The 12,751-nt window shown below is 49.6% G+C and carries 17 protein-coding genes; 16 read left to right on the top strand and 1 reads right to left on the bottom strand.

The features are described from left to right. Positions 1-8 precede the first annotated feature (8 nt). A complete protein-coding gene (locus Q0V21_RS18910) occupies positions 9-737 on the bottom strand; it encodes a helix-turn-helix domain-containing protein (RefSeq protein WP_301880094.1) in 729 nt (242 codons plus the stop codon). A 167-nt stretch (positions 738-904) separates the two neighbouring features. Between Q0V21_RS18910 and Q0V21_RS18905 the strand changes: the two genes are divergently transcribed. The 16 genes from Q0V21_RS18905 (at position 905) to Q0V21_RS18830 (ending at position 12,703) form a co-directional block, all read left to right on the top strand. After that, the gene (locus Q0V21_RS18905) at positions 905-1,204 is read left to right on the top strand and encodes a hypothetical protein (RefSeq protein WP_301880093.1); all 300 of its coding nucleotides are present in this window, start codon (positions 905-907) and stop codon (positions 1,202-1,204) included. Then, the gene (locus Q0V21_RS18900; protein WP_301880092.1) at positions 1,180-1,551 is read left to right on the top strand and encodes a hypothetical protein; all 372 of its coding nucleotides are present in this window, start codon (positions 1,180-1,182) and stop codon (positions 1,549-1,551) included. The genes Q0V21_RS18905 and Q0V21_RS18900 overlap by 25 nt, the downstream gene beginning before the upstream one ends. 74 nt (positions 1,552-1,625) lie before the next feature. Next, positions 1,626-1,832, top strand: a complete 207-nt coding sequence (locus tag Q0V21_RS18895; protein WP_301880091.1) for a hypothetical protein — start codon at positions 1,626-1,628, stop codon at positions 1,830-1,832. A gap of 18 nt (positions 1,833-1,850) precedes the next feature. Continuing rightward, the gene (locus Q0V21_RS18890) at positions 1,851-2,402 is read left to right on the top strand and encodes a hypothetical protein (RefSeq protein WP_301880090.1); all 552 of its coding nucleotides are present in this window, start codon (positions 1,851-1,853) and stop codon (positions 2,400-2,402) included. Positions 2,403-2,426: 24 nt separating this feature from the next. Then, positions 2,427-2,618 carry a hypothetical protein gene (locus tag Q0V21_RS18885; protein ID WP_301880089.1) on the top strand — a complete coding sequence of 64 codons (192 nt, stop codon included), beginning with the start codon at positions 2,427-2,429 and terminating at the stop codon, positions 2,616-2,618. Positions 2,619-2,822: 204 nt separating this feature from the next. Then, positions 2,823-3,077, top strand: coding sequence for an AbrB/MazE/SpoVT family DNA-binding domain-containing protein (locus Q0V21_RS18880; protein ID WP_301880088.1), 255 nt, complete (start codon positions 2,823-2,825; stop codon positions 3,075-3,077). Between the two features lie 22 nt (positions 3,078-3,099). After that, positions 3,100-3,681, top strand: a complete 582-nt coding sequence (locus Q0V21_RS18875; RefSeq protein ID WP_301880087.1) for a hypothetical protein — start codon at positions 3,100-3,102, stop codon at positions 3,679-3,681. Then, positions 3,681-4,862 (top strand): DUF2800 domain-containing protein, encoded by a 1,182-nt coding sequence (locus Q0V21_RS18870; protein ID WP_301880086.1) that lies wholly within the window; start codon positions 3,681-3,683, stop codon positions 4,860-4,862. Before Q0V21_RS18875 ends, Q0V21_RS18870 begins: the two co-directional genes overlap by 1 nt. A gap of 3 nt (positions 4,863-4,865) precedes the next feature. Then, a complete protein-coding gene (locus tag Q0V21_RS18865; RefSeq protein ID WP_301880085.1) occupies positions 4,866-5,795 on the top strand; it encodes a DUF2815 family protein in 930 nt (309 codons plus the stop codon). 70 nt (positions 5,796-5,865) lie between these two features. Next, a complete protein-coding gene (locus tag Q0V21_RS18860; RefSeq protein WP_301880083.1) occupies positions 5,866-7,827 on the top strand; it encodes a DNA polymerase in 1,962 nt (653 codons plus the stop codon). Between the two features lie 12 nt (positions 7,828-7,839). Then, a complete protein-coding gene (locus Q0V21_RS18855) occupies positions 7,840-9,225 on the top strand; it encodes an AAA family ATPase (protein WP_301880082.1) in 1,386 nt (461 codons plus the stop codon). A 23-nt stretch (positions 9,226-9,248) separates the two neighbouring features. Further along, positions 9,249-9,410 (top strand): hypothetical protein, encoded by a 162-nt coding sequence (locus tag Q0V21_RS18850; protein WP_301880081.1) that lies wholly within the window; start codon positions 9,249-9,251, stop codon positions 9,408-9,410. A 6-nt stretch (positions 9,411-9,416) separates the two neighbouring features. Further along, a complete protein-coding gene (locus tag Q0V21_RS18845) occupies positions 9,417-9,599 on the top strand; it encodes a hypothetical protein (RefSeq protein ID WP_301880080.1) in 183 nt (60 codons plus the stop codon). 2 nt (positions 9,600-9,601) lie between these two features. Then, complete coding sequence (locus tag Q0V21_RS18840; RefSeq protein ID WP_301880079.1) at positions 9,602-10,003, top strand: hypothetical protein; 402 nt, start codon at positions 9,602-9,604, stop codon at positions 10,001-10,003. Between the two features lie 16 nt (positions 10,004-10,019). Beyond that, positions 10,020-10,283 (top strand): hypothetical protein, encoded by a 264-nt coding sequence (locus Q0V21_RS18835; protein ID WP_301880078.1) that lies wholly within the window; start codon positions 10,020-10,022, stop codon positions 10,281-10,283. 17 nt (positions 10,284-10,300) lie between these two features. Beyond that, positions 10,301-12,703, top strand: a complete 2,403-nt coding sequence (locus Q0V21_RS18830) for a virulence-associated E family protein (protein WP_301880077.1) — start codon at positions 10,301-10,303, stop codon at positions 12,701-12,703. The last annotated feature ends 48 nt before the right edge of the window (positions 12,704-12,751 follow it).

Below are 12,751 nucleotides of genomic sequence, written 5' to 3'. Positions count from 1 at the left end.
CACCCTTTCTAAAATCTTCGTCTAACTTCAATTACCTTGCCTAAGATTTCAACTTGGTCAGCAGGAACGAGAGAAGGTTCCATTTTAGGGTTGGAAGGCATAAGTATGCACATCTCTCCTTGGCACTTTACCCGTTTCAATGTTGCGGTCTCTCGATTGACTGCAACGACAGCTATATCAGAAGAAGTAACTTCTTGCTGTGAAATGCAAATTACTATATCCCCACTCATAATCATGTCACCAATCATACTGTCACCTTTTACATTCAGCGCAAAGGCCTTGTTACCTCTAGTTATCGCTTTATCAACGTATTCGATGTCTTCTGCTAACTCAATGCGATCAATAGGCTCTCCGGCTGCTATAGAGCCAAGTAGAGGTATTTGTATAATGCGATCAATAGGAAGGCTACCAGATTGTGCATCTTTTACTCGAATGGCACTTTCATATTCTCTTCTTAGCTCTTCAGCTTTAATCAATCTAATCAGTTGATTATGGAGTTCATGGGGAGCCCTCTCCATTAATGCTGCCAGTAGCAGATCCTCTGGATTAGTATTTATCGCTTTTGCAATTGCACGAGTCAACTCATCTGTTGCAGGGTTTTTTACTTTCCCGTTTTGTAGTCTACTTATGTACCCCTTGCCCACCCCAAAACCATCATTTTCGATTTTTTCAGCTATTTCTTCTAGTGTAAGTCCGGATTCTTTTATTCTTTTTTTCAAAAGTTCAAAATAATTCATTCCTCTTAATAGCCTCCTTTTCGATATCATCAGTATACACTCGTTTAACTAATAAGTAAACAAATTATTGTTGTTATAGCTTGACGTAAACTTTTGCTGTGTTACACTATGACTACAACAAGAGTTTAACTTCTTGTTTAACAAGTGGTTTGAGGAGGTGGACACAGATGCGATATGCCAATATCCTCTCTAACGCAATTGCCGAAAGTGGTATGACTTATTCACAAATCTCAATGAAATGTGAATTAAAAGGTAAAAAACTATCTAGAGCGTACCTTTCTCTCTTATGTACAGGTCATAAACCTCCAGCAACAGATGAGACAAACAAGGTTTTAGCTTCTGTACTAGCTTCTCTGGATTTTAGAGAACTCACAGTAGCTAAATACAGAGAAGTTTTGTCGCCAGAGACATTTAACATCATTTGCACACAGGGGGCGAGGATATGCGAAGAGTCGAAGACATCCTAAAAGATATGCAGGCATTGGGGTTATCGCCAGAAACAATCGATGAAGACATATTGGCGATGCAAAGAGATATTTTGGATCATGTTGTAAGTATTGACGAAAGTATGAGCGATGATCAAGTACGCGGGGCATTTAAGTTTGTAAATGATTGTCACAAGCGTCGCCCAATTGACCGCCCTGTTTCAATTAAGCTGAACGAGTCTGGCGGGGTTGTTTTGAATCGCGGAAGCATAACTAGCTTGGATGCTACTCAAGTAGCCGAAAAGCATAAAGCAAGGTTGCTAGCAAGGGAGCCTTCTGCAATGCAATTAAATCGATTGCTAACCCTGCAGAGTGAAGAAACGGGCTAATGAACTTCAAACTTTTTCTGAAGGAAGTGCTTATATTTGGATCATTATTTCAAAGGCATCGAGGATCAGATTATATGAGTCGGACGAAGAAGGCAGCGTATGCGGTCTACCGGGGAGATGAGTTAATTGCTACGGGTAACGTTGATGAATGTGCGAAGGCGCTAGGTGTTTCTGCAGCGTACATTTACTGGCTGATAACTCCCACCGCGAAGAAACGACTTGCGAAGCGCGACAATCCAGAACAGTGCATCGATGCTGTAAAAATTGAAGATGACGAATGAGAGGAGGCTTTCCAGGTAATGAAGACAGTCCAGTTTACTTATGATCCATTGGCCTTGGTTCGTATCGTATTACAACGGTATGTTGAAGAAACAATTCAAGGGAAGTATTACAAAGCAAAACAATTCGCTTGCTATGAATACTTGGCAAAGTTATCGGATGAAGTCCTTAATGGTTTGCTTGCTGAATACGTGAAACGGCACGAACTTGAAGCAATCACTTTATCTGACTGGAAAAAAGATGGAGAGTTCATCTTTGAAATTATCTTCGAAACAGCAGAGTACAGGAATTTAGAGATTCACTTCAAAAAGAGAGGTTTTGGATTGACGGGTCTTGGTGTGTTTGATCGTCTAAAGAATACTTTTCACGATTGTGGCTTTGCTTCACATTGGCCGACCATTCAATCTATTGTTGAGCAGGATTACCCCCAATACCATATGGCACTAAACAAAATGTACATTTATCAAAAGCTACAGGAGTATGACGGGGTTTCTCGTACCAAATTAGAAGAGTTCATAATGTCTAACTTTGAACTCTGCGGTGGTACGAAATTAATCACTGAGTATATTTGATAGCACTGAGAGGAGGTGAGAATTTTGCCCTTGATGACAAAACAGCATTACAAAGCAGCTTGCGCCTTTTACTTGGCCCTTGCAAGCCAGATGCGCCGCAGTGGCCATATCAAAGTCGCTTCTCATGCGGACAAGCAGTACCGCATGTATCGTAATCGTCTGTACGCAAAAATGCAGCTGGAAGGCTCCTACCCCTTGTCAGCTGCACACAATTAAAACTATTCTATCGCCAGTCTACACCGGCAGAAAGGAAATTGCAATGAATGTAACCGGAAAGGTTTGGCTTACCCTCACTCGCGATGAACGATTGATCTGTTTAGAATTTGCTGCTTACGAGAATGCCAAGCGCCAGGCACGTATTCATTCACTAAAATATTTAGCCCGATTTAAAGCCGGTTTACGGAAGAGAGGAGATTCAGTATGAAATCCACAGGTATTGTCCGCCGCATTGATGACCTGGGCCGTGTCGTTATTCCGAAAGAGCTTCGACGCACTCACTTTATTGAGGAAGGAGATCCGCTGGAGTACTTCGTAGAAGGTGACAAGATCATCATTCGCAAGTATCAACCTGGCTGCATCCTCTGCGGCAACACTGAAAGTCTGCACTTATTTCATGGTAAACAGATCTGTACACCTTGCATTAATAAAGCTTCAGAGCTTACTAAATCAAACTAAAACCTATTAGGAGGATTCATCCATGCAAAATATCGTTCCGATCCAAATCACATTCCAAGCCGTAAACGCCGCTGACATTAAAAACCTGGTGCACGATCTAGCAGGCACGTTGGGTAGTATGCCTAATGCTGATGTGCCAGCACAAACCACAGTCTCCACTGTGCCTACACAACCGGCACCGACTCAGCCGTCTAACCAAGCACCAGTGCAGCCGCCACAGCAGCCCCAATATGGCCAACAGCCACAGTATGGGCAGCAACCTCAGTACGGCCAACAGCCAGTCTATGGTCAGCCGCCGCAGTATGGCCAACAACCAGAACAACAGCAATACGGACAGCAGCCGCCAGTGCAAGGCCAACCAGGTCAACAGGATCAGCAACAGTATGGCCAGCAGCCACCGCAACAAACAGGCGTTCCAACAACAGCGCCAGCTTACACGATTGATCAACTTGGCGTAGCTGCTCAGCCCGTTATGGATGCAGGTAAAGGTCCCGATCTGATCGGATGGCTCCAGCAACAAGGGGCTGGCTCACTCACAGCGCTTGATCCAAGCAAGTATGGTGAGTTTGCAACGTTCCTCCGTAGCCTTGGGGGCCGCATCTAATGACGGAAATTGCACATGCAGAGCGGGCACACGCGCTGCTGTCGGCCAGTGGGGCATCCCGCTGGTTGCAGTGCACGCCGAGTGCCAGGCTCGAAGCCACGTTACCTGATAGTGAGAGTGAGGCCGCCAAGCGCGGCACACTCGCCCATGAAATCGCTGAGCTGAAGCTGCAGAAACTGTTCTCGGGTCTGACGACTCGCAAGTATAACGCTGCCCTGAAGAAGTACAAAGCGGATGAACTGTATGAGCCAATCATGGAAGATCATACCAATGCATACCTGGATTACATTCAATCTATCGTACACCAATTCCCTTCGCCGCCGTTTGTGGCCATCGAACGCCGCGTGGATCTGACCGACTTTGTCCCGGAAAGCTTCGGAACGTCGGACTGCATCATCATTGGTAGCGGGAGGCTGCATGTCATCGATTACAAGAATGGACAAGGCGTTCCGGTATCAGCTGAAAACAATTCACAAATGAAGCTTTATGCGCTGGGTGCTTACAAGGCTTTCAGTCTCCTGTTTCCGATTGAGTCTGTGCACGTGGCCATCGTTCAACCAAAAGTGTGGAATGAGCCTTCTGAATGGTCGTTGTCCGCTGCCGAGCTGTTGTCCTGGGGGGAGTCAATCAAGCCGATTGCTCAGCAAGCCTTCAACGGTGAAGGTGAATATGTTCCTGGATCGCAATGCGGATTTTGCCGGGCTAAAGCGACATGCAGGGCTAGAGTGGAGCAGATCATGGAGGCAGGCACCAAAGCACCAATGAAGCCGCCGCTGCTCAGCTGGGAGGAAGCTGCAGACGTGTTGAAACGTGCCGAGGGAATTGTCGGCTGGTATAACGAGCTGAAGAAGCTTGCCCTGGCTGAAACTCTGAAAGGGGGGATCGTTCCCGGCTGGAAAGCCGTAGAGGGTCGGGGTAGCCGAGATTATGTGGATCTAGACGCGGCGTTTACCTATCTGAAAGAGAAAGGCATTGAGGAAGCGATCCTGTATGATCGTAAGCCATTGACGCCGCCACAACTTGAGACTGCTTTGACCAAAAAGGTCTACAAGGAATTGCTTGCAGAATCCGGCCATGTCGTCACCCGATCCGGAGCGCCGACATTGGCTCCTGAAGATGATAAGCGTCCAGGTATCACAAATCAAGTAAAACCAGAAGACGTATTCGGCAAGGATGGATGATCTATGGGTGATGTTTTAGATGACTACCTTAACGATATGGAATGGGCCGAATTTTATAACATTAACTACAATCAAAGGGGATATGACAATATGACAACAGAAACAGCAATCACCACAAACGAGGTAAGACTGAGCTTTGTAAACTTGTTCACACCACGTGCCAACAAACCAGGGCAGGAGCCGAAATACAGCACTACGATTCTGATTCCTAAATCCGATTTTGCCACAATGCAACGTATCAATGCAGCCATTGAAGCTGCTTCACAAAAAGGCGTAGCTGGCGTATGGGCAGGGGCTCGTCCGGCGCAACCTAGCAATCCTATTCATGATGGGGACGGATTAAGACCAAACGGTGAAGTATTTGGCCCTGAATGCAAAGGGCATTGGGTTCTGACGGCAAGCAGTAAGCAGCAGCAGGCGGTTGTGGGTCCAGACATGGGACCGATCATTGATCAAACCCGTGTGTACTCAGGCGTGTATGGCCGGGTGAACATTAACTTCTTCCCCTATAGCAACAGCGGCAAAAAAGGGGTAGGTGCCGGACTTGGTCCAGTGCAGATCCTTCGTGATGGTGAAGCCTTAGGCGGACGGATCTCCGCTGAACAAGCTTTCGGCGGCAATGGTGGCGGAGTGGGCTTTGTTCCTCAGCCAGCTCCACAGGGTTATGATCAGATCCCGCCGCAGCAATACGGCCAACAACCACAGCAGCCACAGTATGGCCAGCAACCTCCGACTCAACCGGGATATGGCCAAGCACCACAACAACCGCAATACGGCCAACAGCCGCCAGCACAACCTGGCTATGGTCAAGCACCTCAGCAACCGCAGTACGGACAAGCTCCGCAACAAGGCTACGGACAGCAGCAACCACCGCAACAACAGATCGATCCGATCACCGGCAAGCCTCTTGGCGGCGGGATCTACGGGATCTAATTCATAGACATTTCAGTAGAGGGGTTCTTCGGAACCCCTTCACTTTACCAGAAAGGAGGAAACCAACAACATGACATGGCACCTTTCCATCGATATTGAGACCTACAGCAGTATCGACATCAAGAAAGCAGGGTTATATCGATACGTTCAAAGTCCTGATTTTGAAATCCTTTTGTTCGCTTATTCCTGGAATAGCGGCCCGACGCGAATTATTGATCTAGCACAGGGTGAAGTCATTCCGGAAGAAGTTATCCGCGCTTTAAATGATAAAGAAGTCATCAAACACGCATATAACGCGGCTTTTGAATGGTACTGTCTAAACAAATTCTGGCCTTCGCCTATAGAGCATTGGCGCTGCACTCAGATTCACGGGCTGTACTGCGGATACCCTGCTGGACTTGGCAAGGTAGGCGAAGCGCTCGGGCTGCCCCAGGACAAGAAGAAAATGGGCGTCGGTGGCGCACTGATTCGGACGTTCTGCATTCCGATCAAGAAGCCTGCCAAGTCAACCGGCTTCCGGACGCGCACCCTGCCCCATCATGAGCCTGAGAAGTGGGAGCTGTTCAAGCAGTACTGTGTGGGTGACGTTGTGGCAGAGGTGGAGATCCTTCGCAGGCTATCGGTCTTCCCGGTTCCAGATATGGAATGGGAGCTTTGGTTCCTGGATCAACGAATCAATGCCCGAGGGATCGCCTGTGACCTGCAGCTGGTCGAGGGGGCTTTGGCCGTAGATCAGCAGATCACAGCAGAGCTGATGCAGGAAGCCATCCAGCTCAGCGGCTTGGACAACCCCAAGTCTGTCCAGCAGCTTAAAAAGTGGCTATCCAAGGAGATCGGGGAAGAGGTCGAGGATCTGAGGAAAGACACCGTATCCGGACTGATCGACAACGTGGAAGAAGGCAGAGCCAAGCGCGTCCTGGAGATCCGCAGGGAACTGTCCAAGACAAGTACTAAAAAGTATGTGGCCATGGAGACGGTAGCTTGTGAAGACGGACGCGTTCGGGGGCTGTTGCAGTTCTACGGAGCCAATCGGACAGGACGCTGGGCAGGTCGATTGGTTCAGGTCCACAACCTTCCGCGGAACAAGATGGACACCCTCGAATATGCGAGGCAGCTGGTTCACGGACAGCAGGTCAATCTGTTGAAACTGATGTACGGAAACGTTCCTGATACGCTCAGCCAATTGATCCGGACCGCGTTTGTGGCTCCCGACGGGAAGAAGCTTCATATAGCCGATTTCTCAGCTATTGAGGCCCGGGTTATTGCCTGGCTTGCTGGAGAGCAATGGCGGCTGGATGTATTCGCTACCCACGGCAAAATTTATGAGGCTTCAGCGTCGGCCATGTTCGGGATACCTCTTGAACAGGTGGACAAGGATCTGCGTCAACGGGGCAAGGTGTCTGAACTAGCTTTGGGTTATCAGGGTGCTTCCGGTGCTCTGATCGCCATGGGTGCCCTGGATATGGGCCTAGAAGAGGACGAGCTGCCAGAGATCGTAACGCGGTGGCGTAACGCCAATCGGCGCATTGTGGATTTGTGGTTCAGCTTTGAAAAGGCGGCGCTGAGTGTGATGGAGACGGGTCAGCCTGCAGGGGTTCGGGGCATCATCTTTGCTCGGGAGAGCCATCACGGTAACGGCTTGGACTTCTTTACGGTTCAGCTGCCTTCCGGAAGAAAGCTATATTATGTCGAGCCACGCCTGGCTCAGAACGACTTTGGCAAACAGGCATTGCATTACATGGGCCCGGATCAGAAGACAGGAAAATGGTCGCTGATCAACACCTACGGTGGGAAACTGGTCGAGAACATTGTTCAAGCGATTGCTCGGGACTGTCTGGCCGTATCACTGGTGCGGGTGGAGCAAGCAGGGTTTGATACCGTGCTGCATGTTCATGACGAAATCGGAATCGAATCGGCTTATCCGGAGGATCTGGAGAAGGTCTTGGATCTGATGGCTGAACCGGTACCCTGGGCACCTGGGCTGCCGCTCAAGGCTGCGGGGTTCACCACAGCATTTTACATGAAGGATTAGGAGGGGTTGGCTTTGAAGGCGACAGCACGAATAGCAGCCGACCTGATCATGCTTTTACAACGGGAAGGATTCATCATACAGCGTTACGACAGCAAGACGACAAGCAGCATTTACCTGAAGCTTGATTACGGCGTTTGTAACAGCATTCGGATCGGAGATCACAAAGGAAAGAAGCAGTATAAGTACCGCTACAACGTGGATATCGGACGGAAGCAAATTAACCGGCATCAGACACCTGAAGGCTGGGCGCGCTGGTATTACCCTGAAACAGCTTTATGGGATCTTTACAAAGATGTCGTACAGGATCGGCAACGGATCAAGGCTACAAAGGGTGAAGCTCAGTATCAGCTATTGATGGCGCAACGTGAATTAGAGGGTCGCGGCACGAAAGGGTTCTGGCAAAGTGCTCAACTGGTTGGCCAGGACGAAGAAGGAGGATCGGACGTGGGGGATTATCAAGTTAACGAGAAGGCAAAGGATGCGCTGAACCGCCTGGCAAGCCTGCCAGGAATGCACGCTATCAAGGAACAGGTTGATGAAATGGTTCACTTCTCGCGGATCGCTGCGCTACGTAAAAAGAATCATCTTAAAACATCGAATCAGACGAATCACATGATTTTCACAGGCAATCCAGGTACGGGCAAGACAACGGCAGCGCGGCTGATCGGAGAGGCGTTTGCAGAAATCGGGTTGCTCAAAAGAACTGACAAAAAGGATATCCCTTTTGTTGAGATCCACCAATCTGCAATTGCGGCTCCTCATGTGGGAGAAGCTGAACGGGCCTTAGTCGCTAAGTTCAATGAAGCTCGTGGTGGCGTTCTCTTCATTGATGAAGCTTACGCTTTTACGCCAAGTAAAGAGACTTCTCACCGCCAGGCCGATACTGTACTCGCTACTATGGTGCAATGTATTGAGGATATGCGGGACGAAGTTGTCGTGATCGCTGCCGGATACCCCAAAGAAATGGCTGAGTTTATTAAGGTGAATCCAGGACTCGCCTCCAGGTTTCCGACCACCATTCACTTTCCAGATTACCCGGTACCCGAGCTTGTGCAGATCGGATTTCAAATGTGTATCGATCAGGAATATCAGCCGGATAAGGATTACCTAGACGCTTTGGCCAGTGTGTTGTGGATTGAGAAGGGCAAGCCGAACTTCGGTAATGCTCGGACGGTACGCAACCAGATTGAACGTTCTATCCGGAAACAATCCATGCGCGTTTCTCAGCTTCAGAATCCTTCTCGTAAGGATCTGGCCACGCTGACTGCACCGGATCTTATTCATTCCATAGAAGGCGTTCAGACTGCTGAGGTTGACACTTTAAAACAGATTATCAAGGACGCCCAGGCTCGAATATTCGCGCTTGATCTGATTGGAATAGCCCGTAAATCTATTTAATACAGGAGGTCAGATTAAAGCCGATGTTCACGGATCTTTATAAATCAGATATCCCTTGGGATATCGTCACAGACGATAGCGGCAAAGTGATTGGCGAGGTGTACAAGCCTCTTCCGGAACCGCCGCCAAGGAAGAAACAAAACAAAACAGGTGTTGTATCTGCAACACTCCAGGGAAAGCGGTGACTCAAAATGAGTAATCCTGACAAATTGCGCTTCAACGGTAGTAACCGAGCCCACGCGTTTGTGGTTACGGGCATGATTGAAATGATCGAGAACGACGGGCTTACTCCACATGAAGTATTCGAAGTGCTGGAGGATATTAAGCGTCAAACATGGGGCGCATTATCTCAGATCCACAGAGGAGAAGGTTAGCCATGAGAGCTTTAAGCGTAGATGAAAAGAAGCGAATCACTGAAGCGAAGAAGCGTGCAAACTCAGCGATAACCAGAAAGAGAATTACGCTTGGTGCCCAAATTCGGGCTTGTACGGCTCCTAGCCAAAAGGCTAAAAAGAAGGACCTGGTTCGTCAGTTTGATTCTTTAACCCCGATCAAAGGTTACCCGGTGGTCATTGAGGATAAAGAACGTTCTATGGTCATCAACTATGAGTTGTTCCGCCGATTACTCCGGACGTTCAAAAATACACCAGTTCACACCAGGATTGAAGCTGGCGGAGTCCTGACGATGAAGTATCCTGCGGGAGAGATTGAGCTTTATGAGATACCGCCATGGCAACAATATGCCCTTACGGATTTACCTGTTATAGAGATTGATTAAACCAGGAGGTATCTATATGCGTAAAGCAAAGTTGATTGTGTATGAAACAATTAAAAGCAAACATGAAATTGAGGTTTCGATACCGGACGACATGGCTGAGGGTGAATTTGGAAACAAGCTCTATAAGGCTGAGAGAGCTTCAATGAGCTTGGAAGATTTATTTTTCTTGTTGAAAAAGTACGGTGTTGTTGCTCCTGACACTATAAATCGAGATCCTCAATTAATAACTGTATCTGACATTGATGTGTACGACTATAGGGTCGTTGAAGAATCGGAATAAACCAGGAGGCAGGCGTCATGCATTTTGACAGACAACTAACTATATCAAGCGCCGGGACCAGACACAGCACAAACTGGCAGACGCAAACGGCCTATTGGTCGGAGATCGTCGAGCGTTTACGGACTGCTGTACGGGGTGCGGAAACGCTGGCGGAATACTTGCAGCTGCCTAAGAGCAAACAGGATGACCTGAAGGACGTTGGCGGCTTTGTCGGTGGCAGTCTGTCAGGCGGTCGCCGGAAAGCCAACGCGGTCATTGGCCGTGATCTGGTTACGCTTGACCTTGATAATATTCCAGCAGGCGCGACGGCGGATATCCTTCGCCGCTTGGATGGCCTGAGTTGTGGCTATGCCGTTTACAGTACGCGGAAGCATGAAGAGAACCGGCCACGCCTTCGGGTCGTTGCACCGCTGGACCGGATGGCCACAGCGGATGAGTATGAGCCGATTGCCCGGAAGCTCGGGGAGATCATCGGCATTGGGTTATGTGATCCGACCACGTTCGAAGCTTCACGGCTCATGTACTGGCCAAGCTGCAGCGCAGACAGTCAGTTCGTGTTTACGTTCGGGGATAAGCCTTTTCTTTCAGTGGATGGCCTGCTGGGCATGTATGCCGATTGGCGCAATGTGGCTTCATGGCCACAGGTGCCCGGTACCGGACAGACACACGTACGCCTGGCGGCCAAGCAGGGTGATCCCACGGAGAAGCAGGGTATGGTGGGTGCTTTCTGTAAGGTCTACGACGTGCCGGCAGCGATTGACGCATTCTTACCAGGTGTCTATCTGAATACGGATGATGGCAGTGGCCGACTTACGTACGTAGGCGGTTCGACCACAGGCGGTGCGATTGTTTATGACGATGGCCAGTTTCTATTCTCCCATCATGCTACGGATCCGACAGGCGGACGGCTGGTAAACAGTTTTGACCTGGTGCGTCTTCACAAGTTCGGAGATCAGGACGACGAGGCAAAGCCTGGAACCCCTACGAACAAGCTTCCGTCTTACACAGCCATGATGGACTTCGCCATGCGCCAGGAACCTGTAGCGGGATTGCTCATGCAGGAGAGACACCAGAAGGCCACAGCGGCGTTTGCCGACTCTCCTGTATTGCCGGCAGAGCCCGAGGATATGGACTGGATGCGGCGGCTGGAGTTTAACAGTAACGGTGTGTACCTGAAGACCGTAGACAACGTGCTGATCGTGCTGGAGTTTGATCCGGCTTTAAAGGATAAGAGTGCGTTTGATGAATTCGCCAATCGGGGTCTGGTGCTTGGGGCGCTGCCTTGGGATGCCAGGGAAGATCGGCGGCCTTGGGCCAGCTCAGATGATGCAGGGATCTATCATTATATTGAAAAGGTGTATGGCATTGCGGTAGATGCGAAGATCAACAACGCGTTAACCCTGATCACACATAAGAAGCGGTTCAACGATGTGCGGAGGTACCTGGAAGGGCTGACGTGGGACGGTGTGCCGAGACTGGACACGCTGTTCACCGATTACCTGGGTGCAGAGGACAGTCTGTATACCCGGGCGGTGTCCCGGAAGTCCTTCACGGCTGCTGTGGCCAGAGCAATGGAGCCCGGCGTCAAATGGGACTATATGCCGATTCTGGCAGGGCCCCAGGGGCTTGGTAAATCGACGTTTCTGCGGTACATGGGCAAGGATTGGTATTCCGACAGCTTGACCACCTTTGAGGGCAAGGACGCCATGGAGTTGATTCAGGGTGTTTGGCTCAATGAGGTGGGTGAGCTGACGGGGATGAGTAAGTCAGAGAGCAACGCCGTTAAGCAGTTCCTGAGTCGTACGGAAGACATTTATCGTGAAGCTTACGGCAAGCGTACAATGCCTTATCCACGGCGCTGTGTGTTCTTCGGGACAACCAATGATAGTGAGTTCCTACGGGACCGTACAGGCAATCGGCGGTTCTGGCCAATCGATGTAGGCATCGTGAAGCCGACAAAGAGTGTGTTTCAGGATCTGAAGGGTGAAGTCGATCAGATATATGCGGAAGCTTTTGTACGGTGGCAGCTGAGCGAGCCCCTGTATCTTTCAGGAGATATCGAAGAGTTGGCCAAAGAGCGCCAAGAGGCTCACAGGGAAAGTAATGCAAAGGAGGGCATCATTCAGGCATTCGTTGATCGGCCAGTTCCGGAAGATTGGTTAAAACGTGATCTGGCTACAAGACGGATGTACTGGTCCGGCGAGTTTGGGAAGCCCCAGGAAGGCGAGGGAGGCCCCCGGGACCGGATATGTGCCGCTGAAATTTGGTGCGAGTGCTTCAATTCGGACATCAAGTTTATGAAGCAAGCGGACACTCGAGAGATTAACGGCATTTTATCCTGCATACCAGGATGGGAGGAGTATCGTGGACGATTCGGCCCATACGAAACCCAGCGCGGCTATCGTCGCAAAGATAGTTGACAATGTTGACAGATGAATTGTTGACACTCGCTTAACTGTCAACAAAGA

It is taken from the genome of Paenibacillus sp. 11B (assembly GCF_030487755.1).
Taxonomy (GTDB): Bacteria; Bacillota; Bacilli; order Paenibacillales; family Paenibacillaceae; genus Paenibacillus; species Paenibacillus vandeheii.
Note: the sequence above shows the minus strand (reverse complement) of the source record. Positions and strands in the feature narration are given on the sequence as shown.